At 44.5% G+C, this 25,616-nt stretch carries 27 protein-coding genes; 16 read left to right on the forward strand and 11 right to left on the reverse strand.

Annotated elements, in window-relative coordinates; translation table 11 throughout:
• Nucleotides 1-58: 58 nt before the first annotated feature.
• The 8 genes from NSQ49_RS15055 to hpf all read left to right on the forward strand — a co-directional run bounded on the left by NSQ49_RS15055 (nt 59) and on the right by hpf (nt 5,501).
• Nucleotides 59-358, forward strand: a complete 300-nt coding sequence (locus tag NSQ49_RS15055; protein WP_251284088.1) for a hypothetical protein — start codon at nt 59-61, stop codon at nt 356-358.
• A 478-nt stretch (nt 359-836) separates the two neighbouring features.
• Complete coding sequence (flaG, locus tag NSQ49_RS15060; RefSeq protein ID WP_251284087.1) at nt 837-1,196, forward strand: flagellar protein FlaG; 360 nt, start codon at nt 837-839, stop codon at nt 1,194-1,196.
• Between the two features lie 14 nt (nt 1,197-1,210).
• Complete coding sequence (fliD, locus tag NSQ49_RS15065; RefSeq protein ID WP_251284086.1) at nt 1,211-3,334, forward strand: flagellar filament capping protein FliD; 2,124 nt, start codon at nt 1,211-1,213, stop codon at nt 3,332-3,334.
• Between the two features lie 18 nt (nt 3,335-3,352).
• Nucleotides 3,353-3,754 (forward strand): flagellar export chaperone FliS, encoded by a 402-nt coding sequence (gene fliS / locus NSQ49_RS15070; protein WP_251284085.1) that lies wholly within the window; start codon nt 3,353-3,355, stop codon nt 3,752-3,754.
• A complete protein-coding gene (locus tag NSQ49_RS15075; protein ID WP_251284084.1) occupies nt 3,754-4,098 on the forward strand; it encodes a flagellar protein FliT in 345 nt (114 codons plus the stop codon). Before fliS ends, NSQ49_RS15075 begins: the two co-directional genes overlap by 1 nt.
• Before the next feature lie 10 nt (nt 4,099-4,108).
• Nucleotides 4,109-4,495: a hypothetical protein gene (locus NSQ49_RS15080; RefSeq protein WP_251284083.1), complete on the forward strand. Its 387-nt coding sequence runs from the start codon at nt 4,109-4,111 to the stop codon at nt 4,493-4,495.
• Nucleotides 4,496-4,521: 26 nt separating this feature from the next.
• Nucleotides 4,522-4,722 (forward strand): YjfB family protein, encoded by a 201-nt coding sequence (locus NSQ49_RS15085; RefSeq protein WP_251284082.1) that lies wholly within the window; start codon nt 4,522-4,524, stop codon nt 4,720-4,722.
• A 221-nt stretch (nt 4,723-4,943) separates the two neighbouring features.
• Nucleotides 4,944-5,501 carry a ribosome hibernation-promoting factor, HPF/YfiA family gene (hpf, locus tag NSQ49_RS15090; protein WP_251284081.1) on the forward strand — a complete coding sequence of 186 codons (558 nt, stop codon included), beginning with the start codon at nt 4,944-4,946 and terminating at the stop codon, nt 5,499-5,501.
• A 131-nt stretch (nt 5,502-5,632) separates the two neighbouring features.
• Here the strand turns inward: hpf and NSQ49_RS15095 are convergent, their stop codons facing one another.
• From NSQ49_RS15095 to nikC, 11 genes are all read right to left on the reverse strand, one after another.
• Nucleotides 5,633-7,294 carry a methyl-accepting chemotaxis protein gene (locus NSQ49_RS15095; protein WP_251284080.1) on the reverse strand — a complete coding sequence of 554 codons (1,662 nt, stop codon included), beginning with the start codon at nt 7,292-7,294 and terminating at the stop codon, nt 5,633-5,635.
• 13 nt (nt 7,295-7,307) lie between these two features.
• Nucleotides 7,308-8,282: a BMP family lipoprotein gene (locus NSQ49_RS15100; protein ID WP_251284079.1), complete on the reverse strand. Its 975-nt coding sequence runs from the start codon at nt 8,280-8,282 to the stop codon at nt 7,308-7,310.
• 135 nt (nt 8,283-8,417) lie between these two features.
• A complete protein-coding gene (locus NSQ49_RS15105; protein WP_251284078.1) occupies nt 8,418-8,696 on the reverse strand; it encodes a YkvA family protein in 279 nt (92 codons plus the stop codon).
• Nucleotides 8,697-8,779: 83 nt separating this feature from the next.
• The gene (locus tag NSQ49_RS15110; protein ID WP_251284077.1) at nt 8,780-9,169 is read right to left on the reverse strand and encodes a sporulation protein; all 390 of its coding nucleotides are present in this window, start codon (nt 9,167-9,169) and stop codon (nt 8,780-8,782) included.
• Nucleotides 9,170-9,425: 256 nt separating this feature from the next.
• Complete coding sequence (locus NSQ49_RS15115) at nt 9,426-10,673, reverse strand: hypothetical protein (protein ID WP_251284076.1); 1,248 nt, start codon at nt 10,671-10,673, stop codon at nt 9,426-9,428.
• A complete protein-coding gene (locus tag NSQ49_RS15120; RefSeq protein ID WP_159863791.1) occupies nt 10,673-11,365 on the reverse strand; it encodes a response regulator transcription factor in 693 nt (230 codons plus the stop codon). The genes NSQ49_RS15115 and NSQ49_RS15120 overlap by 1 nt, the downstream gene beginning before the upstream one ends.
• A complete protein-coding gene (locus NSQ49_RS15125) occupies nt 11,362-12,129 on the reverse strand; it encodes a sensor histidine kinase (protein ID WP_251284075.1) in 768 nt (255 codons plus the stop codon). The genes NSQ49_RS15120 and NSQ49_RS15125 overlap by 4 nt, the downstream gene beginning before the upstream one ends.
• 320 nt (nt 12,130-12,449) lie before the next feature.
• The gene (locus NSQ49_RS15130) at nt 12,450-13,445 is read right to left on the reverse strand and encodes an ABC transporter ATP-binding protein (RefSeq protein WP_251284074.1); all 996 of its coding nucleotides are present in this window, start codon (nt 13,443-13,445) and stop codon (nt 12,450-12,452) included.
• Complete coding sequence (locus tag NSQ49_RS15135) at nt 13,426-14,460, reverse strand: ABC transporter ATP-binding protein (RefSeq protein WP_251284073.1); 1,035 nt, start codon at nt 14,458-14,460, stop codon at nt 13,426-13,428. The genes NSQ49_RS15130 and NSQ49_RS15135 overlap by 20 nt, the downstream gene beginning before the upstream one ends.
• 30 nt (nt 14,461-14,490) lie before the next feature.
• A complete protein-coding gene (gene nikB, locus NSQ49_RS15140) occupies nt 14,491-15,411 on the reverse strand; it encodes a nickel ABC transporter permease (RefSeq protein ID WP_159863783.1) in 921 nt (306 codons plus the stop codon).
• Nucleotides 15,412-15,423: 12 nt separating this feature from the next.
• Nucleotides 15,424-16,323, reverse strand: coding sequence for a nickel transporter permease (nikC, locus tag NSQ49_RS15145; protein ID WP_159863781.1), 900 nt, complete (start codon nt 16,321-16,323; stop codon nt 15,424-15,426).
• Nucleotides 16,324-16,547: 224 nt separating this feature from the next.
• Between nikC and NSQ49_RS15150 the strand changes: the two genes are divergently transcribed.
• The 8 genes from NSQ49_RS15150 to NSQ49_RS15185 all read left to right on the forward strand — a co-directional run bounded on the left by NSQ49_RS15150 (nt 16,548) and on the right by NSQ49_RS15185 (nt 25,615).
• Nucleotides 16,548-17,624, forward strand: coding sequence for a M24 family metallopeptidase (locus NSQ49_RS15150; protein ID WP_251284072.1), 1,077 nt, complete (start codon nt 16,548-16,550; stop codon nt 17,622-17,624).
• Between the two features lie 16 nt (nt 17,625-17,640).
• Nucleotides 17,641-19,194, forward strand: a complete 1,554-nt coding sequence (locus NSQ49_RS15155) for a glutathione ABC transporter substrate-binding protein (RefSeq protein ID WP_251284071.1) — start codon at nt 17,641-17,643, stop codon at nt 19,192-19,194.
• Nucleotides 19,195-19,348: 154 nt separating this feature from the next.
• A complete protein-coding gene (locus NSQ49_RS15160) occupies nt 19,349-20,959 on the forward strand; it encodes a gamma-glutamyltransferase family protein (RefSeq protein WP_159863776.1) in 1,611 nt (536 codons plus the stop codon).
• A gap of 184 nt (nt 20,960-21,143) precedes the next feature.
• Complete coding sequence (locus tag NSQ49_RS15165; RefSeq protein ID WP_159863774.1) at nt 21,144-21,719, forward strand: chromate transporter; 576 nt, start codon at nt 21,144-21,146, stop codon at nt 21,717-21,719.
• A complete protein-coding gene (locus NSQ49_RS15170; protein ID WP_251284070.1) occupies nt 21,716-22,246 on the forward strand; it encodes a chromate transporter in 531 nt (176 codons plus the stop codon). The genes NSQ49_RS15165 and NSQ49_RS15170 overlap by 4 nt, the downstream gene beginning before the upstream one ends.
• A 13-nt stretch (nt 22,247-22,259) precedes the next feature.
• A complete protein-coding gene (locus tag NSQ49_RS15175; protein WP_159863770.1) occupies nt 22,260-23,099 on the forward strand; it encodes a DUF1028 domain-containing protein in 840 nt (279 codons plus the stop codon).
• Between the two features lie 214 nt (nt 23,100-23,313).
• Complete coding sequence (locus NSQ49_RS15180) at nt 23,314-24,369, forward strand: YecA family protein (protein ID WP_159863768.1); 1,056 nt, start codon at nt 23,314-23,316, stop codon at nt 24,367-24,369.
• Nucleotides 24,370-24,622: 253 nt separating this feature from the next.
• Complete coding sequence (locus NSQ49_RS15185; RefSeq protein ID WP_251284069.1) at nt 24,623-25,615, forward strand: nuclease-related domain-containing protein; 993 nt, start codon at nt 24,623-24,625, stop codon at nt 25,613-25,615.
• Nucleotide 25,616 lies beyond the last annotated feature (1 nt).

The raw sequence follows: 25,616 nt of genomic DNA on the forward strand, positions 1-25,616 counted from the left end.
TATGGAAGGGACTCTAGTTTTGCTAGGGTCTCTTTTCATTATGAGGGGAGTATTTGTTTTGAATACAAAGTTGAAGCATTTGGAATTTAGCTTGGATAATGAAAGTTACAGGGTCAATGTTTATGTTGTTATAATTCCAAATTCAATGATTGTAAATGGAACAGGTAGATTGGGATATCTGATTAGTATCCCTGAATGGAACTGGTCAATTAGTGTTGCTAAAGCAAATTGTCCTAAATTTTATTGGCAAGATAACCTAAAGAGCAAAATTGACAACTCTTTAGAAAAGTACACTGAGGAATTATCAAATTTATTAAGTGGTATAAACTTCAATTCACTATTTAAGAAATTGGGGTAGCTAAGTGGTCGGTTGAATGACTCCTTGACCTATTAGAAGGGAATCTTGCATTGGGTGGCAGCCTCTTTTTACATAGAGGAGTAACAAAATAGACTATGAGTATATATTATTTTCTTGTACATACATGTATATACATGTACATGATTTTCATCAAAACAGGCTTCCCTCTTCGGAGGGAAGTCCTTTTTCTATTTTGGAGGAGGAATCGTAATCATGAAAAATCAATCTGCAAGACGCGAACATTGTTAGCCTAAGCTAGCGAAGGAATCGAGCATGCTTTACAATAATCGTTGTGTACGTAGTTCAGAAGATGGCTACCAATTGTTGAAGGAGTTCTTAGGGGACGTGGATCTGTCTTATTGGAATCTTAAACGTGTGTTCTGATAAGCATACTTTCTGGCTAAATTCCCACTCAACATTTCCGTGCCGCTACCGATATAAAAACTAAGAATAAATTTAATATAGGTAGGGGATTTCCATGATCGATAAGTTATCATCTCAACACATGCCTCTTACACCTAGATATTCAAATTATAATGAAGTAAATAATGAGTTTACCAAAAAAGAATCTAATATATTCGAACAGTCAGCACATAAACAAGTTGAATCACTGAAGGAAGAACACCTAACAGAAGTAGTCGATAGCATGAACGAGTTCCTACAAGCTTCTCACACCTCATTAAAGTTTGTTCTCCATGAAGAACTAAATGAATATTACGTAACTCTAGTTGATGACCTAACCCAGGAAGTCGTAAAGGAAATCCCAACAAAGAAAATGCTGGATATGTACGCAGCGATGACGGAATTCGTTGGGTTAATGGTAGATAAGAAGATTTAAAGGAGGAATTCTCATTGGTTAGAATCGGAGGTCTAGCGAGCGGGATGGATATTGACCAGCTTGTATCAGATCTAATGAAGGCAGAACGAATGCCTCTTGATAAATTAAAGCAGAAGAAACAAGTATTGGAATGGCAGCGCGATGATTACCGTGCAATGAATGCCTTGCTACTTGACTTCAGAAGTGAATTGACGCAGATGAAGCTGACTACACGCTATCGCACGCGTCTGACAACTTCTTCAAATGAAGCAATGGTAAGTGCCACAGCAAGCGCCGCCGCAAGTCAGGCTTCCTACTCGATTTCAAAAGTAACAAAGCTGGCAAGTGCGGAGACTCGCGTGAACGGCGGCAGCATTTCTGCGGATGGAAAGTCCATAGACCCAAGCAAAAGCCTGTATGCCCAGGAAAGCGGATTTATGTTTAAAGGCAATCATACAGATTCAAATGGAAACTCTGTTGCTAGTGCCTGGAAAAATGGGGCTGTTTTAAGTAAAAGCATTAATGTGACCGATCCAGCTGCTATTAGCTTCGGTGATATGTCCAAAGTGGACCTTAGTGAACTCAGCTCCTGGAGTGTAAAGGTGAATGGAGCAGGGTTTAATGCGCTCAGTGAGGCAGAACTGAGTGCGGCGAACCGTCCTTTAAAAGAGAATGAAGTGCTGGTAAAAGAAGATGGAACACTGCAATTCGGCAAGGAGCCTGCAAAGGGGAGTGTCATTAAAATTGATTATGTGGCTACTGAACGCACAGGTTCACACGCTATTTCAAGCAGCACTTCCTCTATTCAATTGGCTCAGGGTGCCTTAAACGAAGTGAAAAGCATTAAGATAAAGGAAACAGCGTCCGGAGAGACCACTGAGAAAACTTTTTCAATGGGCAATATCGTGAATGGAGAAAGAGAAATACTCGATGATGCGGATAAAGTGGTAGGCACCCTTAACTACGAAACAGGCAAAATCACGTTTAATTCTGATATGAAAAAACCGGCAGATGGATCTGACACAACGATGACTCTGGAGATTACATATGATCACAAATACACTGCCTTTTCCGTAGATACCTCTACCTCTAAAGGAGAGCGGCATGATTCCTTCCTTATCACAGGCAATGAGTCTCTGAATAATGTCATCAGTAAAGTCAATGCTTCAAGCGCTGGTGTCAATATGTTCTTTGACAGTGCTACAGGCCAAATGACGATGACCCGCACAGAGACGGGGGATTTTAATAAAGATGGGGACGAGATTACGACAAGCGGAAGCTTTTTGAATGATGTTCTGCGCTTTAAAGGTGCTGTAGTCAAAGAAGAAGGAAGAAACGCCGAATTTGTCATTAACGGTTTGGCTACCAACAGAAGCTCCAACACTTTTGAGGTTAACGGTGTCACCTTTACTCTTAAGCAGACGTTTGAAGATCAGCCGGTCAGCATTAATGTCAGCAATGATTCCACAAAGGTTTTTGACAATATCAAGGCATTTGTAGATAAATACAATGAGATGATCGATAAAATCCAGAAAAAGACTGGTGAAGAACGGTATCGAAGCTATACTCCATTAACCGATGAACAGCGTGAGCAGCTTTCGGACAAGCAGCAGGAGCAGTGGGAAGAGCGGGCTAAAAGTGGTCTCCTGCGTAAGGATTCCACGCTTCAGTCTGTTTTATCAGGAATGCGGATGAACTTTTATCAGCCCGTCTCAAATGATCTTGTTTCTCCGCTTTATAATCAGCTGGCCAGCATCGGCATTAAGACGACCAGCAATTATTTAGAAGGCGGTAAGCTTGAAATTGATGAAGCGGCCCTGAAAAAGGCAATCGAAGATGATCCTGTGTCTGTTGAGAATCTTTTTAGAGGCGATGGGCTGACAGACGGGCAGAGAGGGATTGCCCACAGGCTTTATGATACCGTGAACGCTGCGATGGATAAATTGAAGACAAAAGCCGGAAACAGCTTCTCAACCAATCAGCAGTTTACCATCGGCAGGGAACTGAACGATGTAGGCAAGCGAATTGACAGCTTTGAAGATAAATTAAAGCAGGTGGAGGACCGCTACTGGCGCCAGTTCACCGCCATGGAAAAAGCGATCCAGCGTTCCAATGAGCAATCCATGTTCCTTATGAACCAATTTAGCAGCGGCATGTAAGAAAAGGGAGTGTTGCACATGGCAGTAAATAATCCTTACCAATCCTATCAGCAAAACTCAGTGAATACGGCATCTCCAGGAGAGCTGACACTGATGCTGTATAACGGATGTCTCAAGTTTATTCATCAGGCGAAGAAAGCCATTGAAGAAAAGAATATTGAAATGAAAAATACCAATATCCAAAAGGCTCAGTCTATTATTCAGGAACTGATGGTGACCTTGAATATGGACATGGAAGTTTCGAAGAATATGATGTCTTTGTACGACTTCATGAACCGCAGATTAATGGAAGCGAACATTAGAAATGATGCTTCCATACTGGCTGAGGTGGAGGGCCTGGTCACCGAATTCCGGGATACATGGAAGGAAGTTATCCAGGTGAACCGCCAGAAGCAGTTCTCGCAGGGCGGTGCGGTTTAGTGAGTTCGGTCCAAGACTTCTATGATGCCACACAAAAGCTAATAGCATTACTTGAAGATGCAGCACTTGACCGTGATGAGAAAATCAGTCAGGTTGAATATTTGCTTGAACATCGCCAGCAGGCAATGGCTGGCATGGAACCTCCCTTTTCAGATTCCGAAAAGGACCTGGGAGCCAGGCTCATCAGCTTAAATTCAAAAGTCACCGCGCTGATGACAAGGGAAAAGCTTTTTATCCAAAAAGACCTTAAAGACTTAAGCGTTAAAAAAGAAACAACCGGAAAATATGCTAATCCCTATCAATCCATGGCAACGGACGGCATGTTTTATGATAAAAGAAAATAGGTGACTGTCATTGTTGACACTAACTGAAGATCAGTACCTTTTCATGAAGGAATACAGCGATCTTTTATATACCATTGATGAAGCTTTTGATTATATCGTCAAAAGCTTCAGCGATTTTAGTAAAACAGAGGGAGAACGGCTACTCGGTGATATTTTTCAGGCGTTCCCTCAAGTTGCTTCAGCCCATGAACAGCTTAGCCAGTTTGTTCCAGACAATCAGCCCATGCTTAAAGCTTTCGCTGATATCAGCACAGTTGCTGATCAGGCTGAACTGCTTATTCAGTACTTTGATGATCTTTCTGTTAGACAGGAAATCATTTCGAAAAAACTCTATCCTGCATATGCACAGTGGCATAAAACAATTCAGCAGGAATTAAATCCCTATATTCAATCTTGATAGGCAACAGTCCCGGAGGTGTTCACTTGGATATCCCCTTAATGTCCATGGTTTTATCCCAGGGCCAGGTCCAGCAGCAGGCATCCATCTCAGTCATGAGAAAAGCCATGGACCAGGCAGCCGGAAATGCAGAATTTATTAACAAGATGATGAGTGTTTCCCAGGTACAGACCCTCGAGCATGATGCCCAGCCCCATTTGGGCGGCCATATTGATATAAAAGGATGAGCAGTGAAATCGGCTGCTCGTTTTTTTTATAAGTCACCAATTCGACAAATATTCTCAATCTTTTTACCAGTTTCAGCAGGACTTTTTAGGGGTAAAACAGAAATATAAATATATAGTCTTAATATACTTTTAAGACTAGGCAAAACTTTTTACAGACGCTTAACTTTTAGTAAGCTGTCTGAGGAAGTCGCCATTGTATAATGAGAAGGAGGAGTTCACGTATGAATTACAACATTCGTGGTGAAAACATTGAGGTAACTCCAGCAATTAGAGATTACGTAGAGAAGAAAATTGCTAAGTTAGAAAGGTATTTTACTGAAACTCCTGATGCAAATGTACATGTAAATTTAAAAACGTATAACAATAACCGTTCTAAAGTGGAAGTAACGATTCCGATGCCGAACCTGGTTCTTCGCGCAGAGGAAGATCATGATGATATGTATGCAGCGATTGATCTGATTACCGATAAATTGGAGCGTCAAATCCGCAAACATAAAACAAAAGTGAACCGCAAATTCCGCGAAAAAGGCAATCTGACTGCTGTGTTTGCAGCGTTGGAAAATGAGGCGGAGCCACCTGAATTGGATGAGGAGGATAACGATCTTGAAGTTGTCCGCCAAAAGAGCTTCGATTTGAAGCCAATGGACAGTGAAGAGGCAATCCTGCAGATGAACATGCTGGGCCACAGCTTCTACGTGTTCACGAACGCAGAGTCTAATTTAACCAATGTAGTGTACAAGCGTAAAGACGGCCGCTATGGTCTGATTGAAGCGCAATAATAAAACTTGAAAAACCCCGCTCCTGAGGCGGGGTTTTCGTTTGGTGCGGGTTCTCTATTGGACTATTTGCATGTTTTCCCGATCTATTTGCAACGTTTACTTCTTCGCATAAACACTTTCCAAACACCCACCTAAACCGTAAACTTCTCCAATTCCCTCTCCATCACCCCAGTCATTTCCTTCAGCTGCTCCACCTTCACCATCACCTGCTCAAACGCGCGAAGCTGTTCCTCTGTAGACGCTGAGATTTCCTCAGTCCCGGCAGCGGTTTCCTCGGTTACAGCCGAAATGTTTTCTACAGCGGTAATGACCTGCTGGCTCATTTCACTGGAGGTTTTCATATCTTCAACCAATCTTTCCAGATGACTGTGAATGCCGGACACATGCTCGGAAATGGTTTCAAAGACTTGTTCTGTCTCGCTCATCGATTGGGATTGTTCTTTTGAAAGGGCATGTCCCTGTTCGGTGGCATTGTAAATATTGCTGATGCCGTTTTGGATGTTGCTGACCATTGAGGCGATCAGATCGGTTGCTTTTGAAGAGGAATCCGCAAGCTTTCGTACTTCTTCTGCCACAACCGCAAATCCTTTCCCGGCCTCACCTGCACGGGCTGCTTCAATCGCTGCATTTAATGCCAGCAGATTTGTCTGATCGGCGATATCTTTTACCGTGTTAGCTGCCCCTTCAATTTCCTTCGTGAACTGGGCAAATTCACTGACTGAACTTCGGATATGGTTAGACGAACTTGAGATCTCTTCTGCAAGTTTCATTTGTTTTTCTAAAGACACCCGTCCTTGATGGACAGATTCCAATGCCTGAGTGCTTTGCACAGCACTCTCTGCACTCGCCTGATGAACAGCGGAAAACTGCTCACCCATCACACTCATTAATTCAGCCGTTGCCTGAACATCTTCCGAGATGGCTTGGCTTCCTCTCGCCAATTCGTCCGTTGAAACAGCCACCTGGCTGCTGCTTTCATTTAAGCTGTGCATATAGGAAGCCACATCCCTGGCAAATCCCTTTACATTCTGGCTTACTTCTTCAATGGATTGGACGGTTCCTTTTAGGTTTACAACCATTTTCGAAAAAGCTTCCGTTAGTTTATCCACTTCATAGCGGCTGTTTTCTTTAAAGATGAGCTCTGATGAATCAGCGGTTAAATCACCCTCGGATATTTTCTCTGCTTTTTCCACCATGGCATTGATGGGTTTTGTGATCTTTCTCGCAGCCATCCATGAGAATACAGCCGATAAAAGAATAAGCAGCAGGCTGCCTATAAGAGAAGAATTCGTGATAAAGGCAATCTTTTGGCTGGTTTCCAGAAGTATGCCTTCATACCATTCATTTGTGCGCTTTTTCAAAAGGTGCATATCATTTAAGATGCCGGAAATTCGGATGCTCTGACGCTTGATTTCCGCTTTGTTCCCTTTATCGAAGGCTTCTGTTGAAACCTTGGATAGCTCTGCATACTTTCCTTCAATGCTGACAATGATTTTTTTATGCTCAGGATCTGCAGCAACCGAGGAGAGGGAAGCCAGGTTTTCCTGGACTTCCGTCATCATGGTCAGTGCCTGGTCCTTGTTGGCGTCACTTGAATTGTAGGTGTAATTAGCAAGCGACTGGCTTGTCACCACCAGGCTTTGCTCCAGGTCCTTCACTTTCAGTAAAAGCTCAACGTCATCTTTAGCGGAGCTTTGAATGTGTAAAGTCTGGTATATAATAAAGCCGATCATGCTGACCGAGAGTGCGAGCGGGATCAGCGTGACGATTATAAGGCGTTTTCGTAATGTCATCTTGAGAGCTCCTTTATTCAGCTGTGACTGTGATTTTTCCATTAATTATGTCTTCTGTTGCTTTTTTTAATGCAGCTTTCTGTTCCTCTGTTAAGGAAATGACGCGGACTTCAGAAAGGCCGACACCGTTTTCTGCCAGTCCCCATTCATAGGAGGAAGCTTCGATTTTTCCGTTTTCCGTCAATTCCTTCACCAGGTTAAAAACCGCAATATCGATGTTTTTGACCATCGATGCGGCAACGGCTTTTTCCGCAACAAAATACTGGTCGGAATCAACCCCGCCGGCAAGCACGCCTTTTTCTTCCGCTTTTTTCAATGCGCCAAAACCGGTGAAGCCGGCAGCAGGATAGATAAAGTCGGCACCCGCAGCAATTTGTTTTTCAGCAATTTTCCCGCCGAGAGCTGCATCTCCAAAATCACCGGCGTATTCACTTAATACGTCTATTTTCGGATTGAAGTGCTTAGCTCCTTGCACAAATCCATTTTCAAAATGGTGGATGACGGGCACATCAACACCGCCAATAAAACCCAGTTTGCCTGTTTGGCTTGTCATGGCAGCGAGCATTCCGACAAGGAAGCTGCCTTCATGCTCCTTAAACGTGAGTGAGACCACATTATCAAGCTCAGATACAGCATCAATCAGCAGAAATTGCTTATCGGGATATTTCTTCGCTGTTTTTTCAAGTGCTTCCTGTGCTGTGAAACCCAGTCCGATGATCAGGTCATGATCTTCCTTGACCAGCTCTTCAAGCGGCTTTTCAAAATTTCCGTCCGGTGCTTCTTTGTAATCAAACAGAATCCCCAGCTCATCCCGGGCTTTCTCCAGACCCCGGAAGGCAGAATCATTGAAAGATTCATCTCCCAGTCCTGAATCAGAAAGGAGAATGCCAATTTTATATTCTTTATGTTGGTTTGTGCCCTGTTCAGAGGCAGAGCAGGCTGCCAGAAGGAAGCTGAACATCAGCAGAAAAGGTAATAGTTTTTTCAAGGTAAACCTCCATGTTGTCTTATTTTGCCTTACATAATATCGGCAGAACTTCGGAGGTTTTAAGTCTGAAGTCAGTCCTTGCCAATAAAAAAGTCAAAATAAAAAAGCCTGTATTACATACAGGCTACAAAAGCATCATTCCTCCAGCACCTTATATTTCTCCTTCAATGTCTCCGGAGCCATCTTCACCATTTGCTGAAGGACAAACGATGTAATTACAATATCATCCGTAAATCCGAAGATCGACAGGAAGTCGGGCACAAGATCAAGCGGCAGAAGGATATATAGAAGGCCGGCAGCAACAGGGAACAGCTTTTTACCGGCCGATACCTCTGGTGACATAAAGTAATCCTTCAGAAAGGGGAGGAACTTCCAGAACTTCAATACAAATTTGATGCGTTTAAAAAACTTCATAAAGTTCACCTTTTTCTAGTTCATTCGCTGATAGATAGTTTGTTTCAAGTATGCTTCTGTAAAGTTAAAAGAGGTGACATGGATTATTGAACAATCGTGATTTTATCCAAATCAGCGCTTTTGACGCCTTCGTTAAAAATCAGCCTTGTTTTAAATTGAAAAACCCGGTCAGGGGCAGAGCAGGGAATATCTTCAGGCAGCTGGAAGTTAAAGTCCATTTTATTGGTTTCTTCAGATTCAATGACTTTGGTGGACAGGATGGTCGCTGTTCCGATTACTTTCTCCTTTTCATCCTCTGGCGATGTCATGACCAGGTCACACTCAATCCGCTTAATTTGCTGTTCGATGGTCCCTCCTTCAATCAGGAAGATTCCGCTCACATTTTCTCCTGGTGTATATTGAAGCTTTGGCAGCTGCAGATCAATTTTTGCAGAGCCTATTCCAAGCATTGACATGTATTTTCGTAAAATCAACAAAGATCTCTCCTCTAATTTTTATAGGGGGAACTGTTTGCTCACACCATAGTTTAGGATGTTACCTACTTTACGTGCTGATCATGATAAAGTTTCAAGTAATTTTCTTTCTACCTATTCCTCCATTTTATAAAGTCAAACGTGCGGAGGTGCGGGCTCGTATATAAAAAGGGCCTTTACCGCGGTGGTAAAGGCCCATAAATAAAGACCTCCGCCACATTTGGGAAAGGTCTTCGAACAATTCTTATAGCTGCAGTCAATATCCTTTTCTTACAGCAGCCGACCCGATAAATAAAACAAGAACGGACACAGCGAACCCGATAAGGATGCTGATCGGCCCTTCGCTGAAAAATAAAAAGGTCCAGCCGGTTAAAGTCCCAATCAGCACTGCTGCAGGCATCAGCATGCCTTTTTCCTTCCTGCTCCATAAGATCTGCAAAATAACCGGCAATATAGCTGCAAAGAAGTCTCCTGAAATGAAGAATAAATCCAGTAAAGATATCGAGAATAGGTAGGCCAAGCATGGGATGACCGCCACAAACAAAAGCAGAATCCCCCACATATGCCTATTCAGTTTAAGGTCGTTCCGGCCATACAGAACATATAGCGAATGAATCTGCGATAAAAAGGTTTCAAAGAAGATAACCATGAGAATAAAAATAAGCAGAATCGTAATCGTGAAATGCTCGTATCTAAGGAATATCTTTTCAAAGACGGAGTAAAAATTTTGAAAACCGCCCTTGTAAATGGCCGATAAAGTAATCATTGAAAAAGAGAAGGGGATGGTGCTCCAGATAAGGCCGGTCATGCTGAGGCCGAGCCGCAGTTTTTCCCTTTTGCTTTTTAGAAGCATATTCCACATCTTCAGGTCCACCAGCAGATGACCAAGCATGGCGATGGTAAAGGCCGACAGCAGCAGGGGAAGTATATCCCATTCCACATAAAGCAAGTATGGATGGTACAGGCGGATGCCATCATATACAACTTCAATTCCATCCAGCATATAGGCGTGAACAAGAATCATGATCATAATTAAAAACAGAATGCCAACTTTGAGCATACTGAACCGGGTAAACCATTTTAACCGGAAAAAGACTGCTGCCAGAAATCCGAATAAAAAGAATAAACTCATCCCGATCGGCACCGGGGTACCCAAAGGAAAGACAAGGATTCCTGCCGCAAAGCCCATGACCGTCATGCCAAAAAAAATAGCCAGCAGGAGAACCCGCTTCATCCACTGAAGCGCAGGTTCAGACAATCGGCTTGCCATGATACCGAGAAAGGATGGAGACTCTTCTGAAGACCGTACCCGTTTGATAATCGGGATAAGAGCCAGGAAGGCAAGGGCGCCGGCTGCTGAAAAGCTGACAGTCCCGATAAAGCCGTAACGCAAAAAGGCTTCTGGTGCTGTAAAAACGGCATTGCCTGAAGTCCATCTGGAGATAATGGCGATGCTCAGCAGCCCGAAGCCATATTGAACTGACTTGGATAGGTTTGTTTTCATCAATGCTGCTCCCTGTATTGCTTTGGTGTGATGTTTTCTTTCTTCTTAAATTGGCTTGAGAAGTAATGCAGGCTGTTAAAACCGGTTTTTTCCGCAATCTCTGAAATGCTGTAATGGGTCGTGGACAGAAGATGTTTTGCTTTTTCCAGCCTGTAAACGGTCAGGTAGTCAATAAAAGAGGTGCCAACTTCCTCGCTGAACTTGCGGCTTAAATAGGCTGGGCTTGCGTGGACTCTGGCGGCAATATCCTGAAGTCCGACCCGCTGGTCATACGACTCATGTATTTGACTTAAAGCCTCATTGACCATTTTAGAATATTCTTTTTGGAAAATAGGAGTGGAGAATTTTTTCAGGGTCTCTTTTAATTCCGCTTCAATTATCGGTTTGGTCAGGTATTCGGAAACCCCTAGCTGAATGGACTTTTTGGCAAAATCAAAGTCCTGGTGTGCTGATAGAATGATAATCTGCAGATGGGGATGGATCTCCTTTAAGTCCTTGACCAGTTCAAGCCCGGACTTTCCCGGCATCTCGATGTCTACGAAGGACAGATGGAAATAGTGTTCTTTGCTGATGGCAAGAGCCTGGCTGCTGTCATACGCAAAGTGAAAGTTCCATAATGGAAATGCCGGCTTTAAAATATATTCAAGCTGTTCGAGTACAATAGGTTCATCATCTATACATAATACATTCATGCCTGCTCCTCCTGATGGAATTCGACTTTAGGAAGTGTTATTTTCACAGTTGCCCCGTTGTGTTCATTTTTATAAATGTCTAAATCCGATGTTTGAAAAAGAAGGTCAAGCCGCTTTTTGACATTGGAAAGCCCCTGCCCTTTAGCTATCATGTCATCAAATGAGTGATCCCCGATGCCAATGCCGTTATCCTCCACATATAAGGTGATGCTGTCTTCATGGCTGACAGCTTTAATGGAGAGGGAAAGCGGCCCTGGCTTTTTCTCCAGTCCGTGTTTGAACGAGTTTTCCACAATCGTTTGCAGAAGGTAAGGAGGCACATAGTGCTTCAAAGCATCCTCGGCTATATTCTCCGTAATGGTAAGCCGGTTATGAAACCTCATTACCTGTATTTTCAGATAATATTTTGTATATTCCCATTCCTTTTTTAATGGAATGAGCTGCTCTTTAATCTGGTATTTGAATTTTAAGAAAAGTGATAGAGTTTCCATCGCCTTGATTAGTGTATCTATGCGGTTTAAACTGGCAAGACCGAGCATCAGGTTAATGGTATTGAATAAAAAATGGGGATGAATCTGCTGGTTGAGCTGCATATATTTGCTTTCCTGCAGCGTGTTTTCAAGAACCATCTGCTGTTTCTCAAAAGAGAGCGTGTCTATTTGCTTCTCAAACGCCAGCACCATCATTAAAATAATGGCCCCGGCCATCGGTACGAATATCGAAAAAATCGCAAACACTGAAAAGGTTTCATAGGTTATTAGCATGTTCTTCCTGCCTTAAAAGAATTTCTAATAGTATAACATGTCAGATAACTGGTTGGTAAGTTAATTCGGGAAACGTAATAAAAAGAAATTTGTAATTTAATAGAAGGATTTTACAAACAAAAAGAGGTTATTTACAAATAGAGAAGTAAATTTGCAAATAGATAGCTGATTTCTGCAAATAGACAAAACGAGTGGGTAAATCGAGAATGGCCAAGTATAGAGCCCAAATCAAAACCGCTAAAAAGAGCGAAGCCGCAAAGCTCCGCCCAAAAGGGGGTTACAATATATCGAGATCAGCACTAAGCTGGTACTCTAACAATTTAAGAGATTGCCTCGGCATAATGGCAGGCAGCCTGGTGTCCTTCTCCCAGGCTCGTAAGCTCCGGATCAGACTGTCGGCACAAGTCGGTAGCCAGCGGACATCTTGTATGGAATCGGCATCCGGATGGAGGATCGATAGGGGACGGGACATCGCCTTTCAGGATGATCCGTTCCTTTTTCTTTTTCCGGTTCGGCTCGGGAATGGCTGACAGCAGCGCCTGTGTATAAGGGTGGCGCGGGTTGTCAAATAAGCTCTTCTTCTCCGCAATTTCAACCACTTTTCCCAGGTACATGACAATGATCCGGTCAGAGATATGGCGTACAACCCCAAGATCATGAGAGATAAATAGATAAGTTAAGCCATATTCCTTCTGCAGTTTTTTTAATAGATTCAGTACCTGTGCCTGAACGGAAACATCCAGTGCAGATACGGCCTCGTCACAGATGATCAGCTTTGGTTCTACCGCCAGGGCGCGGGCAATTCCGATCCGCTGTCGCTGACCGCCGCTGAATTCGTGCGGGTATCGGTCAATATGCTCTTCTTTTAACCCAACCTGCTCCAAAAGCTCAATTGCTTTGCGGCGCCGGTTCGCTTTCGGAACCACATTCAGGATTCCCATTGCTTCTTCAAGCGTCTGTCCGATTGACCTTCTTGGATTGAGAGAGGCGAAGGGGTCCTGGAAAATGACCTGCAGGTCTTTGCGGATCGAACGCATCTCCCGTTTGGATTTAGACAGCAAATTGGTTCCCTGAAAGATCACTTCCCCGCCAGTCGGCTCATCCAGGCGCAAAATCGCGCGTCCAGTCGTCGACTTTCCGCAGCCGGATTCCCCAACAATGCTGACAGTTTCCCCTTCATAAATGGTAAAGTTTACGCCATCAACCGCTTTAACATGATTGACGGTGCGGCCAAATACTCCGCCTTTAATTGGGAAGTGCTGCTGCAGGTCCTTGACCTGAAGGATTTTCTTTTCTTTAGTTAGCGTGGCTGACATCTGCTGCGGCCTCCTTTACTGCCGGGCCGTTCCATTTTTCCGTGTACATCCAGCAGCGTACTTTATCTCCGTTATCTTCTACTAATGATGGTTCTTCTGTTCTGCACATATCAGTGGCAAACGGGCATCTTGGCGCAAAGCTGCATCCTGGGGGAAGATTGTCCGGGCTTGGAACCGTGCCCGGAATGGCTTCCAATTCCTCGACATCCCTGTCGACTGCCGGAATGCTTCTAAGCAGGCCCTGTGTATAAGGGTGCTTAGGGTTATCAAAAAGGGAATCCACATCCGTATGCTCAACAATTTTTCCGCAATACATTACAGCGACACGGTCACAGGTTTCGGAGACAACCCCCATATCATGCGTAATCATGATGACAGCCGTTCCCAGCTGTTCCTGCAGATTTTTTAAAAGATCAAGGATTTGCGCCTGGATTGTTACATCCAGAGCTGTTGTAGGCTCATCCGCAATCAGCAGCTCCGGCTTGCATGCCAATGCCATGGCAATCATGACGCGCTGGCGCATTCCGCCGCTTAATTCATGGGGCTCCTGCTTGGCTCTTTTTTCAGGAGAAGGGATGCCGACTAATCGCAGCATTTCAACCGCTTTCTGCCACGCTTCCTTCTTAGGAAGCTTTTGGTGAATCCGGAAAGCTTCCGCAATCTGCTCTCCAACCGAAAAGACAGGATTGAGTGAAGTCATCGGCTCCTGGAAGATCATTGAAATCTTATTTCCACGCATTTGCCTCATGCCTTCCTCTGTTTGGGATAGCAGGTTTTTCCCTTTAAAATTGATTTCACCGTCCACGATCTTTCCGGGAGGCTCTGCAATCAGCCGCATGATGGAGAGGGAGGTGATACTCTTTCCGCTCCCTGATTCTCCGACAATGCCGAGTGTTTCTCCTCTTTTTACATCAAAGTCTACGCCGTCCACTGCTTTAATGACTTTTTTGCCGGAGAAGAAATGAGTTTTTAAGTTTTTCACTTCCAGTATCGTTTCTTTATGTTCAGTTCCCATATTTCTTGCTCCTCTCAATCGGGAATGGTTTTAGTTCAGTTCAACACGTTTATTCAGGAATCGGTAGGACAGGTCAACAAGCAGGTTGACGATGACAAACAGCACCGATACGAATAAAATGGATCCCTGCACAAGCGGCAGATCACGCATCCGGATGGCATCAATAATCAATCGACCGACTCCATTGATGGCAAAGACCGACTCTGTTAAAACGGTTCCGCCGAGAAGGGCTCCAAACTGCAGTCCGACAACTGTAATAACGGGAATCAGGGCATTTTTTAAAGCATGTTTATAAATGATCAGACGCTGGCGCACACCCTTTGCCTTGGCTGTGCGGATATAGTCCTGGCGGATAACCTCGAGCATGCTTGCGCGGGTCATCCGGGCCACAATGGCTGCACCGCCTGTCCCGAGTGTAATAGCCGGAAGGATGATATGGCTGAATGTCCCCCAGCCGGCAACAGGAAACCACTGAAGTCCGACTGAAAAGTAAATGATCAGCATCAGGCCGAGCCAGAAGTTCGGCAGGGATACGCCAAGAAGGGCAACCATCATCAATCCAACATCTGTAAAGCTGTTTTGCTTCGTTGCAGCAATGATTCCGAATAGAACACCGAGAACAACTGTAATTACAATACTCCAGAAGGCCAATTCAAGTGTGATCGGCAAACGGACAAGGATTTCATCAAGAACAGGGCGGCTTGTCCGGATGGATTCGCCAAAATCCCCTTTTACAACATCCCCAACATAACTCAAATATTGCAGGGCGAGAGGCTGATCAAGCCCGAGGTCATGGCGGATTGCTTCCACCTGCTCATCAGTTGCCCCTTCCCCTGCCACCAGAACAGCGGGATCGCCGGGAACCATTTGCATGATAAGAAAAACCATGAGGGTAACGCCCAGCAGAACTGGGACGATTTGAACAAGCCTGCGCATTAGAAAAATAAACATGGTAGTACCTCCTTAGTTTTTCATTCGCGGATCCAGTGCATCACGGAGTCCGTCCCCAAATAGATTAAAGCCCAGAACAATCAGTGCAATGGCTATGCCCGGAAATAGTGCGATATGCGGTGCTGTGAACAGGAAGTCGCGGCCATCGCTCAGCATGGCTCCCCATTCTGGAGTTGGCGGCTGTGCTCCCATTCCGAGGAAGGAAAGGCCGGCGACTGATAATATCGATGTAGCCAGGCGCAATGTCCCCTGTACGATAATCGGGCTCATGATATTTGGCAGGATATGAACAAAGATAATTTTCAGATCGCTTGCCCCTAAAACCCTTATGGCATCAATGTATTCCATTTTCTTAACACTTAACGTCGAGCCGCGGACAATACGGGCAAAAGTAGGGATTGAAAAGACACCGACAGCGATCATAACATTAATGAGGCTAGGCCCCAGCGCACTGACAATGGCTAATGCAAGCAGCAGTCCCGGGAATGCAAGCAGCACGTCAATGAAGCGCATGATAATCGTATCTACCCAGCCCCCGTAATAACCGGAAATAATCCCCAAAACTATTCCAAACAATGCTCCTATGAAGACGGAGACAAAGCCAACTGCCAGAGAAAGCTGCGAACCGTACAAAATACGGCTTAATATATCGCGGCCTTTATCATCAGTTCCCATAATATGGTCAGCAGATGGAGGCTGCAGTTTGTTAACAAGGTCAATTTCGTATGGATCATAAGGAGAGATAAGTGGTGCAAGGACAGCGAGAATAATATAAAGAAGGACAATGCTGCCGCCCACCAGCGACATTTTATTGTTGATGAGAGCTTTTGCCAGATCGGCTCCCCTAGCCTTCCTTTTAGTTACAGGCACTGGAGCTTTGGCTGTTTCCTGAGGATTTGCAATTATGCTCATGATTTAGTTCCCCCCATGTGTCTTATTGGTTGAGAACTAATTTATCAAAATTATTGACTATTTTGTCTGAATTTTAAGATAAAGTAAAAGATTCACAAAAACTCGACAAAATAACGAAAACATTGTCTAATTTTTTTTCCTATAATGGACACAACCTTAACAAATGAGGGACTAACCCAGTCCCAATTGATTTTACATATTTCATATATATTAGGGGGGAAGGTATGGAACAAAGAATTGAAAAGCTCAGAAGGAAAATGTCGGAAAATGGCTGGAAGGGTGTTTTTATATACTCACCTGAAAACAGATACTATTTTTCTGGATACAAAGGCACAGCAGGCGCTCTTTTAATAGAAGAGGAGTCCCAGAAGCTGTTTACAGATTTCCGCTATGTGGACCAGGCGAAGGATCAGGCACCCGATTTCGAAGTGATCCAGCATCAGCAAAACCTGATCGAAATGGTTTGTGATTCGTTTTCTTCTACTATTAAAAACGGAACACTTGCCCTTGAACTTGGGGATGTACCGGCATCAGTTTATCTGGAGATCCAAACAAGGCTTCCGGAAGCCGAGCTTGTGGACGTTACCTCTGCAACAAACGAAATCCGCATGATTAAAGATAAAGAAGAAATTGAAAACATGCGAAAAGGGATTGAAATTTGCGATCTGGCTTTCACGCACATCCTGGATTTCATCCGTCCCGGCATAACTGAAAAGGATATCGGGCTGGAACTTGAGATCTTCATGAAAAGGCAGGGTGCCGAACGCATTAAGCCTAATCATGTCATTGCTTCAGGGCCGCGTTCCTGCCTGCCCCATGGCCAGGCTACTGACCGGGTGATTGAGGCCGGAGATTTTGTCAAAATGGATTACGGCGCCATCGTAAACGGTTATTTTTCTGATTTTACGAGGACAGTTGTTGTGGGAGATCCATCTGAAAAGCAGTTGGAGATTTATCATATCGTCCGCCGCGCGCAGGAGGAATCCTTAAAGGCAATCGGGCCTGGAAAAACGTGCAGAGAGCTTGATGAAGTCGGCCGCGGCATTATCCGTGAAGCAGGTTATGGCGGCAACTTTGGGCATAGTCTGGGACATTCCTTAGGCCTTGCTATTCATGAACAGCCTGCCATGAGAGCGACAGATGAGACGGTTCTTCAGGAAGGGATGGTCATTACTGTTGAACCGGGGATCTATATTCCAGGGTTTGGCGGGGTCAGGATAGAAGACCTTGTTGCAATTACGAAAGAAGGCCATGTAAACTTCACCAAATCAACGAAGGACCTGCAAGTGATATCATATTAAACAGGGGGTAAAGAAGATGAAATTGAAAAGTTTTTGGCTGGGGTTAGCCGCCCTGATTTTATTATTAGCCGGCTGCTCAGGCGGCAGTGATCCGGGAAGCCTTGAAGCTTCCAGCAGTGATTCAAATGCTTCAAATAAAGATCTTGTTATTGCTGTCCTGTCAGATGCAACTAAATTGGATCCGCATCTTGGCACTGATATTCCATCTGCGAATGTGTATCATGGAAAAATTTATGAAGGCCTTGTGCAGCAGGACGAAAACATGGAAATCCAGCCTGCGCTTGCTACTGAATGGAAACAGCTTGACGATCTTACATGGGAATTCAAGCTTCGTGAAGGAGTAAAGTTCCATGATGGCACTGACTTTACTGCAGAAGCTGTTCAAAAAACAATTGAACGTGTTCTTTCTGAGGAAACAGCTTCACCGCGTTCTAACCTATTTGAAATGATTAAAGAGGTAAAAGCAGTTGATGATCACACTGTTCAATTAGTAACAGAATACCCATACGCACCGCTATTGGCCAACCTGGCTCACTATGCAGCAGGCATCATGAGCCCTGCTGCCATTGAGTCAGGAGAGAACCTTGGTCAAAATCCGGTTGGGACAGGCCCTTACAAGCTTGGTGAGTGGAAGCCTGGACAGGAAATTAAATTGACTGCATTCGAAGATTATTGGGGCGAAAAGCCTTCAATGGAAACTGTCACATATAAGGTGGTTCCGGAAGATTCTACCCGTATTGCCATGGTTGAAACAGGGGAAGCGCATATAGCAGAGCCTGTGCCAGTAACAGAAGTAGAACGCATCGAAAACAGCAATAGCATGGAGCTTGTGCGCAGTGATGCGTTAGGTGTGGACTATATCGGCTTTAACGTAGAAAAAGAACCATTCAATAATGTAAAAGTGCGCCAGGCCATTAGCTATGCGATTGATACAGAAGCGATTGTAAAAGGTGTCTATAATAATGTAGGGACAGTGGCAACAGCTCCGATGGGACCTGCCATCTGGGGTCATAACGCTGATCTTAAAGGCTATAAATATGACCTTGAAAAAGCGAAGCAGCTTTTAGCGGAGGCCGGTTACCCGGACGGCTTCAAAACAACGATCTGGACAAATGATAATAAAGCTCGTATGGACGTGGCAGAAGTCGTTCAGTCTCAATTAAAAGGCATTGGCATTGAAGTGGAAACCAAAGTAGTGGAGTGGGGCGCTTACCTTGAGGGCACAGCAAAAGGCGACCATGATATGTTTATCCTTGGATGGTCTAACATGACCGGAGATGCGGATTATAATCAGTACTTTCTGTTCCACAGTGACGCACGAGGCAATCCTGGAAACCGCTCATTCTACAGCAACCCGAAAGTGGATGAGCTGATTGACAAGGGCCGCCAGGAAACAGATGAACAGAAACGTCTTGAATTCTATGCAGAAGCCCAAAAAATTGAGATGGAAGAAGCACCAATTGTCTTCCTTCGCAATGATGAAGACCTTGCCGTCATCGGCAGCAATGTCAAAGGTTTCTGGATGCATCCATCAGGTTTGTACATGCTTGAAAAGGTTACGGTTGAATAAAAAGCAAACTCAAAAAAGGAGCTGTAGCCATAAGGGTACGGCTCCTTTCATCGCAGATATTTCAAGATCCGAAATTTTTTAATCCAATTAAAACGTTAATAGTTTAATAATTTGCTATAATCGAAACTAACCAATAATTCCAGAGGTGACCTCCATGAATTTTGATTTCCAGCACCATCCATATTCATCCCAGCGAACGACCGTCATGGCAAATAACGGCATGGTCGCAACGTCTCAGCCGCTAGCAGCTCAGGCTGGATTAGATATCATGAAAAAAGGCGGAAATGCCATAGATGCAGCAATTGCCACAGCAGCGGCTCTTACTGTGGTTGAACCGACTTCTAACGGAATCGGCGGCGACGCATTTGCACTCGTCTGGACGAAAGGGAAACTGCATGGATTGAATGCAAGCGGCCCTGCTCCAAAGTCCATTTCCATCGAAGCCCTAAAGGAAAGAGGCATCGAAAAAATGCCGACGCACGGCTGGATGCCGGTTACAGTGCCTGGTGCTCCATCAGCGTGGGCTGAGCTTTCCAAGCGGTTCGGCAGGCTTCCGTTAAAAGAAGTCCTTCAGCCTGCCGTTGATTATGCGGAAAAGGGCTATCCTTTAACGCCGATCCTCGGCAAGTACTGGAAGTATGCGTATAAAAAGTTCAAACAGATTCTGACGGACGACGAATTCCAGCATTGGTTTGAAACTTTTGCTCCGGATGGCAGGGCACCTGAAGCAGGCGAGGTTTGGCGTTCTGAAGGGCATGCTGCTACTTTAAGAGCTATTGGCGAAACAGGCGGAGAAAGCTTTTACCGCGGAGAGATCGCTGATAAAATCGATGCTTTTTCAAAAAAATACAATGCTTTTTTATCAAAGGAAGACCTTGCTGATTACAAGGCAGAATGGGTTGATCCCATTAACGTAAATTACCGCGGTTATGATGTGTGGGAAATCCCGCCGAACGGCCAGGGGCTTGTAGCTCTTTTAGGGTTAAACATTGCTAAAGGCTTTGAATTCGGTGATAAAGATACGGTTGATACATACCACAAACAAATTGAATCGATGAAGTTAGCTTTCACAGACGGCAAGGCATTTATTACAGATCCTGCGGAAATGAAAGTGACTGTTGAAGAACTGCTCTCGGAGGAGTATGGTGAATCCCGCCGCAGCGAAATCGGCGAAGAAGCCGTAACGCCTGAGCCATATCAGCCGCCGCGCGGGGGAACTGTTTACCTGGCAGCAGCCGACAGTGAAGGGAATATGGTTTCCTTCATTCAAAGCAATTATATGGGCTTTGGATCCGGCCTTGTCGTTCCGGGAACAGGCATTGCCCTTCAGAATCGCGGGCACGACTTCTCTCTTGATCCGGAGCACCATAATGCCCTGAAGCCAGGCAAAAAAACGTATCATACGATTATCCCTGGCTTCCTGACAAAAGACGGCGAGGCCGTTGGACCGTTCGGTGTGATGGGCGGCTATATGCAGCCGCAGGGCCATATGCAGGTGGTTATGAATACAGTTGATTTCCACTTGAACCCGCAGGCAGCCCTTGATGCCCCAAGGTGGCAGTGGATTGAAGGGAAAAAGGTCCAGGTGGAGCCGCACTTCCCTAATCATATTGCTCAGGCATTGGTTCGCAAAGGTCATCAAATCGAGGTGACTGTTGACACAGGCGGATTCGGCCGCGGCCAGATTATCTGGCGTGACCCGAAAACTGGAGTGCTTATAGGCGGAACAGAATCGAGAACAGACGGATCAATCGCCGCCTGGTAATAAAAAGTGAGGAAGCCGCACGCATATAAGCGTAAAATAACCATATAAAAGGTAAAGGGGAGCGGACCGGACAAAAGCCGCTCCTTCATCTGCTTTTCCCGGACACGGAGGCAGTGATACCCAACTGGTCTAGTGGTGGTACAGGTACCTGGTACCGAAAACAACGAAAAGAGGTGGAGGCATCATGAAGCAGGTTGACATCTTTATGGCTTTTTTTAGAGTAGGCATTCTCGGCTATGGCGGCGGTCCGTCATCTATTCCGCTTGTCCATAAAGAGGTTGTTGATAAATATAAATGGATGGATACGGATGAATTCGGCGATGTGCTGGCACTGGGCAACGCTCTCCCAGGCCCGATTGCCACAAAAATGGCTGGCTATATCGGCTATCGTGTTGGCGGCTTACTTGGAATGGTCACTGCTCTTGCAGCGACGATGGTACCAACAATTGTCCTTATGATTACTCTTCTTACCGCATTAAATACATTCAAAGACCAGCCATGGGTAGCCGGCATGACAAAGGCAGTCGTGCCTGTTGTGGCCGTGATGCTGGCCACACTGACTTGGGACTTTGTTAAAAAGTCCTCGAAATCATCGCTGGGCTGGGGCTGGACCCTTCTTTTTGTAGCCGTGAGCTTAGTTCTTCTTGAATTTGTTAACATTCATCCTGCGATTATCATATTTGTTTTACTGACAGCGGCTCTCCTGAAGAAAGATAAGGCTGGTAAAAATGAAGCAAAAAAGGAGAGGAATCTCGCATGATTTACGTTCAGATCTTCTTGGCATTCTTCATTCCAGGGATTCTAGGATACGGCGGGGGACCGGCGTCCATTCCATTGGTTGAAAATGAAGTGGTCGACCATTATGGCTGGCTTACAACTAATGAATTCAGTGAAATGCTGGCAATGGGCAATGCACTGCCAGGTCCGATCGCCACAAAAATGGCTGGTTATATCGGATATGAACAGGGTGGAATCCTCGGAGCCATTGTTGGAGTATTTGCCACTGTAGCTCCATCACTGATCTTGATGATTACCCTGCTCGGGCTTCTTATGAAGTATAAGGAATCACCACGGGTCAAACGGATGACTACTTATATCCGGCCAGTTATCGCGGTTCTGCTTGGCATTATGACATATGATTTTTTATTTTCAGCATACGAAGGTGCAGGCATCTGGCAGACGCTCTTTATCGGGCTGGTTAGCTTTTTTTTAATGGAAAGGCTTAAGGTTCATCCGGCTTATGTGATCGCGGGTGCACTCGTATACGGAGGACTTGTTCTAGGATAGGAGGAGAATTAATATGACGTTTTCCATCGTTGGATACGATCCGAAGGAAAAAGAATGGGGAATCGCGGTTCAATCAAAATTTCTCGGCGTTGGTGCAGTAGTGCCCTTTGCAAAAGCAGGTATTGGAGCCGTTGCGACACAGTCCTACGCCAATACTTCATACGGACCCCGTGCATTGCAATTGATGGAAGAAGGTAAAACGGCTGAAGAAGCACTGGAAATCATTACGAAAGATGATCCCGAGAAAGAGCTCCGTCAGGTCGGACTGCTGGATAGCATGGGCAACCCGGCAACATTCACTGGAGAAGGCTGCTATGATTGGGCTGGAGGCATGGTAGGGACTCATTTTGCCGCGCAGGGAAATATCCTGGTGGATGAAACAACGGTTGAGGCTATGGGCCAGACGTTTATCAGCACAGACGGCACTCTGGCTGAGCGTCTGCTCGCCGCCTTGAATGCAGGCCAGGCAGCCGGCGGTGACAGCCGGGGCCAGCAATCCGCAGCTCTTCTTGTAGTGAAAGAAGCCGGTGGATATGGTGGATTTAATGACCGCTACATAGACTTAAGGGTTGATGATCATCCGGAGCCGATTAACGAGCTGATCCGGATTTATCATCTGCAGCAGCTCTATTTTGCGCCGGCAAAGGCTGAACGGATTACGGCGATTGAAGGTGAGATAAAAGAGGGGCTCGTACGGGAGTTAACCAGGCTCGAGTATTTGAAGGCCGGCCAGGGTGATGAACAGCTAATCAAAGCATTAACGGCCTTTATTCATACCGAAAATTTCGAAGCCCGCGAACAGGAAGCGGGAAAAATTGATTTGGATGTCCTGGCATATATGAAAAAACTGTGAAAAAGGGAAAGCGGAGAGTGTGATGCTCTCCGTTTTTTTATTATTGAACTGCTGGAAAGCCGACAGGACTCAATTGAGGAAAATCAGCTAATTCCAACTAATAAAATAAGCTTCCTTAACCTGCCAAATGTAAAATCCTCTTGATTAATGCCTAAATGGCTGATAAATGTTAGGATAGTAGAGTTAAACGAATTTGGTAGGAGAGATTTAAAAGATGTCAACAGTAAAAGTAAGCAGAAACGAACCGTGCCCATGCGGGAGCGGAAAAAAATATAAAAAGTGCTGCGGCAGCAGAGATGCGGTTTCAATCAAGGATGTATTGAACCACGAAGTCCTTGAGCTTCAAAAGGAAGCAAGGGTCTATGCACTAACTCATTTTGCGGAAGACATGAAAGAGGATTTCAAGGATCTTCTGGAAATACTTGAAGACATTGAGCCGCAGGAAAAAGAGTTCTATGAATTTGTGCACTCTTTCTGGTACATTCTTTTTGGAGAACTTGAAGATATGGACTCTGTAATGGATGAGTTCATTCATTACAAGCTGCCTTCCGTTATTCGCCCTCGTACAAAAAACATTTTAAAGTCGTGGGAGGACAGTAAAGCTGCTGCTGGAAAATTAATTGAAGTGACTGAAGATAAAGCAGTTATCGAGGATTGTCTGACCGGGAAGGTGTTCAATGTCTCCCTATTTGGTGATATGGAAGTTACTGAAGGGAACTTTGCCTTTGCCATGCTGCTTCCTTATGGAGAAGAGTATGTGGCATTTCCTGCAATATTTGACCTGCCGGGAGATAATGCTGCGAAGTTTGCAGATTACATTCAGTATTCCTTCGAAGAATCCGGATATGAGAATCCTGAAGAATACACGGCTGAGTTCCTCATTGACCTAATGAATGACACGCCAAAATCATTGGCTGGCCCCAATATGGACAATTTCGACTGGCCTACCAAGGGTGCTGAGCAGGTTGCCGACATGTTCCGGAACGATATGGAAAAGGCTGAAGAGGAACCATGGCTGATCGGCATGGGGATTTCACTTTGGATGGAGTACCTCGAGAAAACCGGCAAACAGGTTAAAAAGCCTGATAACTATGTAGCTGGCCTGAGATACCTTGTAAGTACAATAGCCCCTGTAAAGGAAAATCTCACCCAGAAAGAATTCGGAGAGTTATACGGCATTAGCGCAAACCGGGTTTCTAATTATTATGGCGAGATTTATGACGCTGTCGAGAAAACTATTATTGAATTGATTGAATCATCGAATTCGTAAAATGGAGAGCATTGCTGCTCTCTTTTTTTATTTTTACGGGAATGTTGATGTTTCCCGAACTGACCGATAAATTGAAAAACTGACCGATAAATCTAGAAAGAAGCCGATAACTAGGAAATATGACCGATATACCTGGCCAACAGACTGATATCCCATTTAGACATCGAAAGTGAGGCAAAAATGAGGCCAAACAGCAGGGAAATCTGATGCCTTACACGAATTGTATTGTCATAACCAAAAAGGAGTGCTGCTTTTGATTGAAAAAGACCGATTTATCCCTGTCCGAATCCAAAAAAATCACGCATTGCTGAAAAGAATTTCAAAAAATCACCCAAAGAGGTTCATGATCGAATCAGATCAAACGAAGAGATTAGCAGGTTATAAAGGTGAGCAAGCCGTTGACTTCCACTTAAGCAAACTGCCGGAAAAAGAGTATGTAATCCTCCATGATCTGCGCCTCTCAAACGGGACACATTTTTTTCAGATTGACACGCTAATCTTAAGCCATTCATTTGCTTTAATTTTAGAAGTGAAAAACTATGGCGGAACTTTATATTTTGATCCTGATTTCAACCAATTAATCCAAACAAATCGCAAAGGTGAAGTCAAAGGCTATCCAAATCCGGCAGAGCAAGCCAGAGTACAATGCTCTGAAATCAAAAAATGGCTATTAAAACGCAATATCAATATCCCGATTGAGTTTTTCATCATCATCAGCAAACCCTCTACCATTCTTAAAACCGCACCAGGCCACGCGAAAATGCACCAAAGAGTTCTTCATGTTCAATTCCTTCTGAAAAGTATTGAAAATATAAAGGCTGCATATAAAAAGGAAGTCTTATCTCCAAAAGATATGAAGAAAATCGCCCGCTCTCTTCTAAAAGAACACACCCCCAAAAATTTTGATATCCTAAAGCATTATGAAATCTCAAGATCTGATATACAAACAGGAGTTATCTGCAGAGTTTGCTCTTCATATCCAATGAAACGCCATTATGGAACATGGTTTTGCACCAAATGCCAATCCAAAGACAAGAGTGCTCACGTTTCAGCTATTAAGGACTTATTCCTCCTAAACAATGATTCTCCATTGAAAAATAGGCACATCTGCAGATTCCTCCAAATTTCTTCAGGAAATATAGCCAAAAAACTTCTCTCAGCCAGTAAACTGCCGCATTCCGGTTCAAAAAAAGGAAGAGTGTATTTACCGAAACCAGAATATCAGCAAATTAAAGATCTGGAATAGC

The organism is Cytobacillus sp. FSL R5-0377, assembly GCF_038004385.1.
GTDB lineage: Bacteria > Bacillota > Bacilli > Bacillales > Cytobacillaceae > Cytobacillus.

What these genes read in the sequence shown, in the direction of transcription:
- flaG (WP_251284087.1), top strand. Translation starts at nt 837, where the DNA reads ATGATCGATAAGTTATCATCTCAACACATGCCTCTTACACCTAGATAT.
- fliS (WP_251284085.1), top strand. Translation starts at nt 3,353, where the DNA reads ATGGCAGTAAATAATCCTTACCAATCCTATCAGCAAAACTCAGTGAAT.
- hpf (WP_251284081.1), top strand. Translation starts at nt 4,944, where the DNA reads ATGAATTACAACATTCGTGGTGAAAACATTGAGGTAACTCCAGCAATT.
- NSQ49_RS15095 (WP_251284080.1), bottom strand. Translation starts at nt 7,294, where the DNA reads ATGACATTACGAAAACGCCTTATAATCGTCACGCTGATCCCGCTCGCA.
- NSQ49_RS15105 (WP_251284078.1), bottom strand. Translation starts at nt 8,696, where the DNA reads ATGAAGTTTTTTAAACGCATCAAATTTGTATTGAAGTTCTGGAAGTTC.
- NSQ49_RS15115 (WP_251284076.1), bottom strand. Translation starts at nt 10,673, where the DNA reads ATGAAAACAAACCTATCCAAGTCAGTTCAATATGGCTTCGGGCTGCTG.
- NSQ49_RS15120 (WP_159863791.1), bottom strand. Translation starts at nt 11,365, where the DNA reads ATGAATGTATTATGTATAGATGATGAACCTATTGTACTCGAACAGCTT.
- NSQ49_RS15125 (WP_251284075.1), bottom strand. Translation starts at nt 12,129, where the DNA reads ATGCTAATAACCTATGAAACCTTTTCAGTGTTTGCGATTTTTTCGATA.
- NSQ49_RS15130 (WP_251284074.1), bottom strand. Translation starts at nt 13,445, where the DNA reads ATGTCAGCCACGCTAACTAAAGAAAAGAAAATCCTTCAGGTCAAGGAC.
- NSQ49_RS15135 (WP_251284073.1), bottom strand. Translation starts at nt 14,460, where the DNA reads ATGGGAACTGAACATAAAGAAACGATACTGGAAGTGAAAAACTTAAAA.
- nikB (WP_159863783.1), bottom strand. Translation starts at nt 15,411, where the DNA reads ATGTTTATTTTTCTAATGCGCAGGCTTGTTCAAATCGTCCCAGTTCTG.
- nikC (WP_159863781.1), bottom strand. Translation starts at nt 16,323, where the DNA reads ATGAGCATAATTGCAAATCCTCAGGAAACAGCCAAAGCTCCAGTGCCT.
- NSQ49_RS15150 (WP_251284072.1), top strand. Translation starts at nt 16,548, where the DNA reads ATGGAACAAAGAATTGAAAAGCTCAGAAGGAAAATGTCGGAAAATGGC.
- NSQ49_RS15155 (WP_251284071.1), top strand. Translation starts at nt 17,641, where the DNA reads ATGAAATTGAAAAGTTTTTGGCTGGGGTTAGCCGCCCTGATTTTATTA.
- NSQ49_RS15160 (WP_159863776.1), top strand. Translation starts at nt 19,349, where the DNA reads ATGAATTTTGATTTCCAGCACCATCCATATTCATCCCAGCGAACGACC.
- NSQ49_RS15165 (WP_159863774.1), top strand. Translation starts at nt 21,144, where the DNA reads ATGAAGCAGGTTGACATCTTTATGGCTTTTTTTAGAGTAGGCATTCTC.
- NSQ49_RS15170 (WP_251284070.1), top strand. Translation starts at nt 21,716, where the DNA reads ATGATTTACGTTCAGATCTTCTTGGCATTCTTCATTCCAGGGATTCTA.
- NSQ49_RS15175 (WP_159863770.1), top strand. Translation starts at nt 22,260, where the DNA reads ATGACGTTTTCCATCGTTGGATACGATCCGAAGGAAAAAGAATGGGGA.
- NSQ49_RS15180 (WP_159863768.1), top strand. Translation starts at nt 23,314, where the DNA reads ATGTCAACAGTAAAAGTAAGCAGAAACGAACCGTGCCCATGCGGGAGC.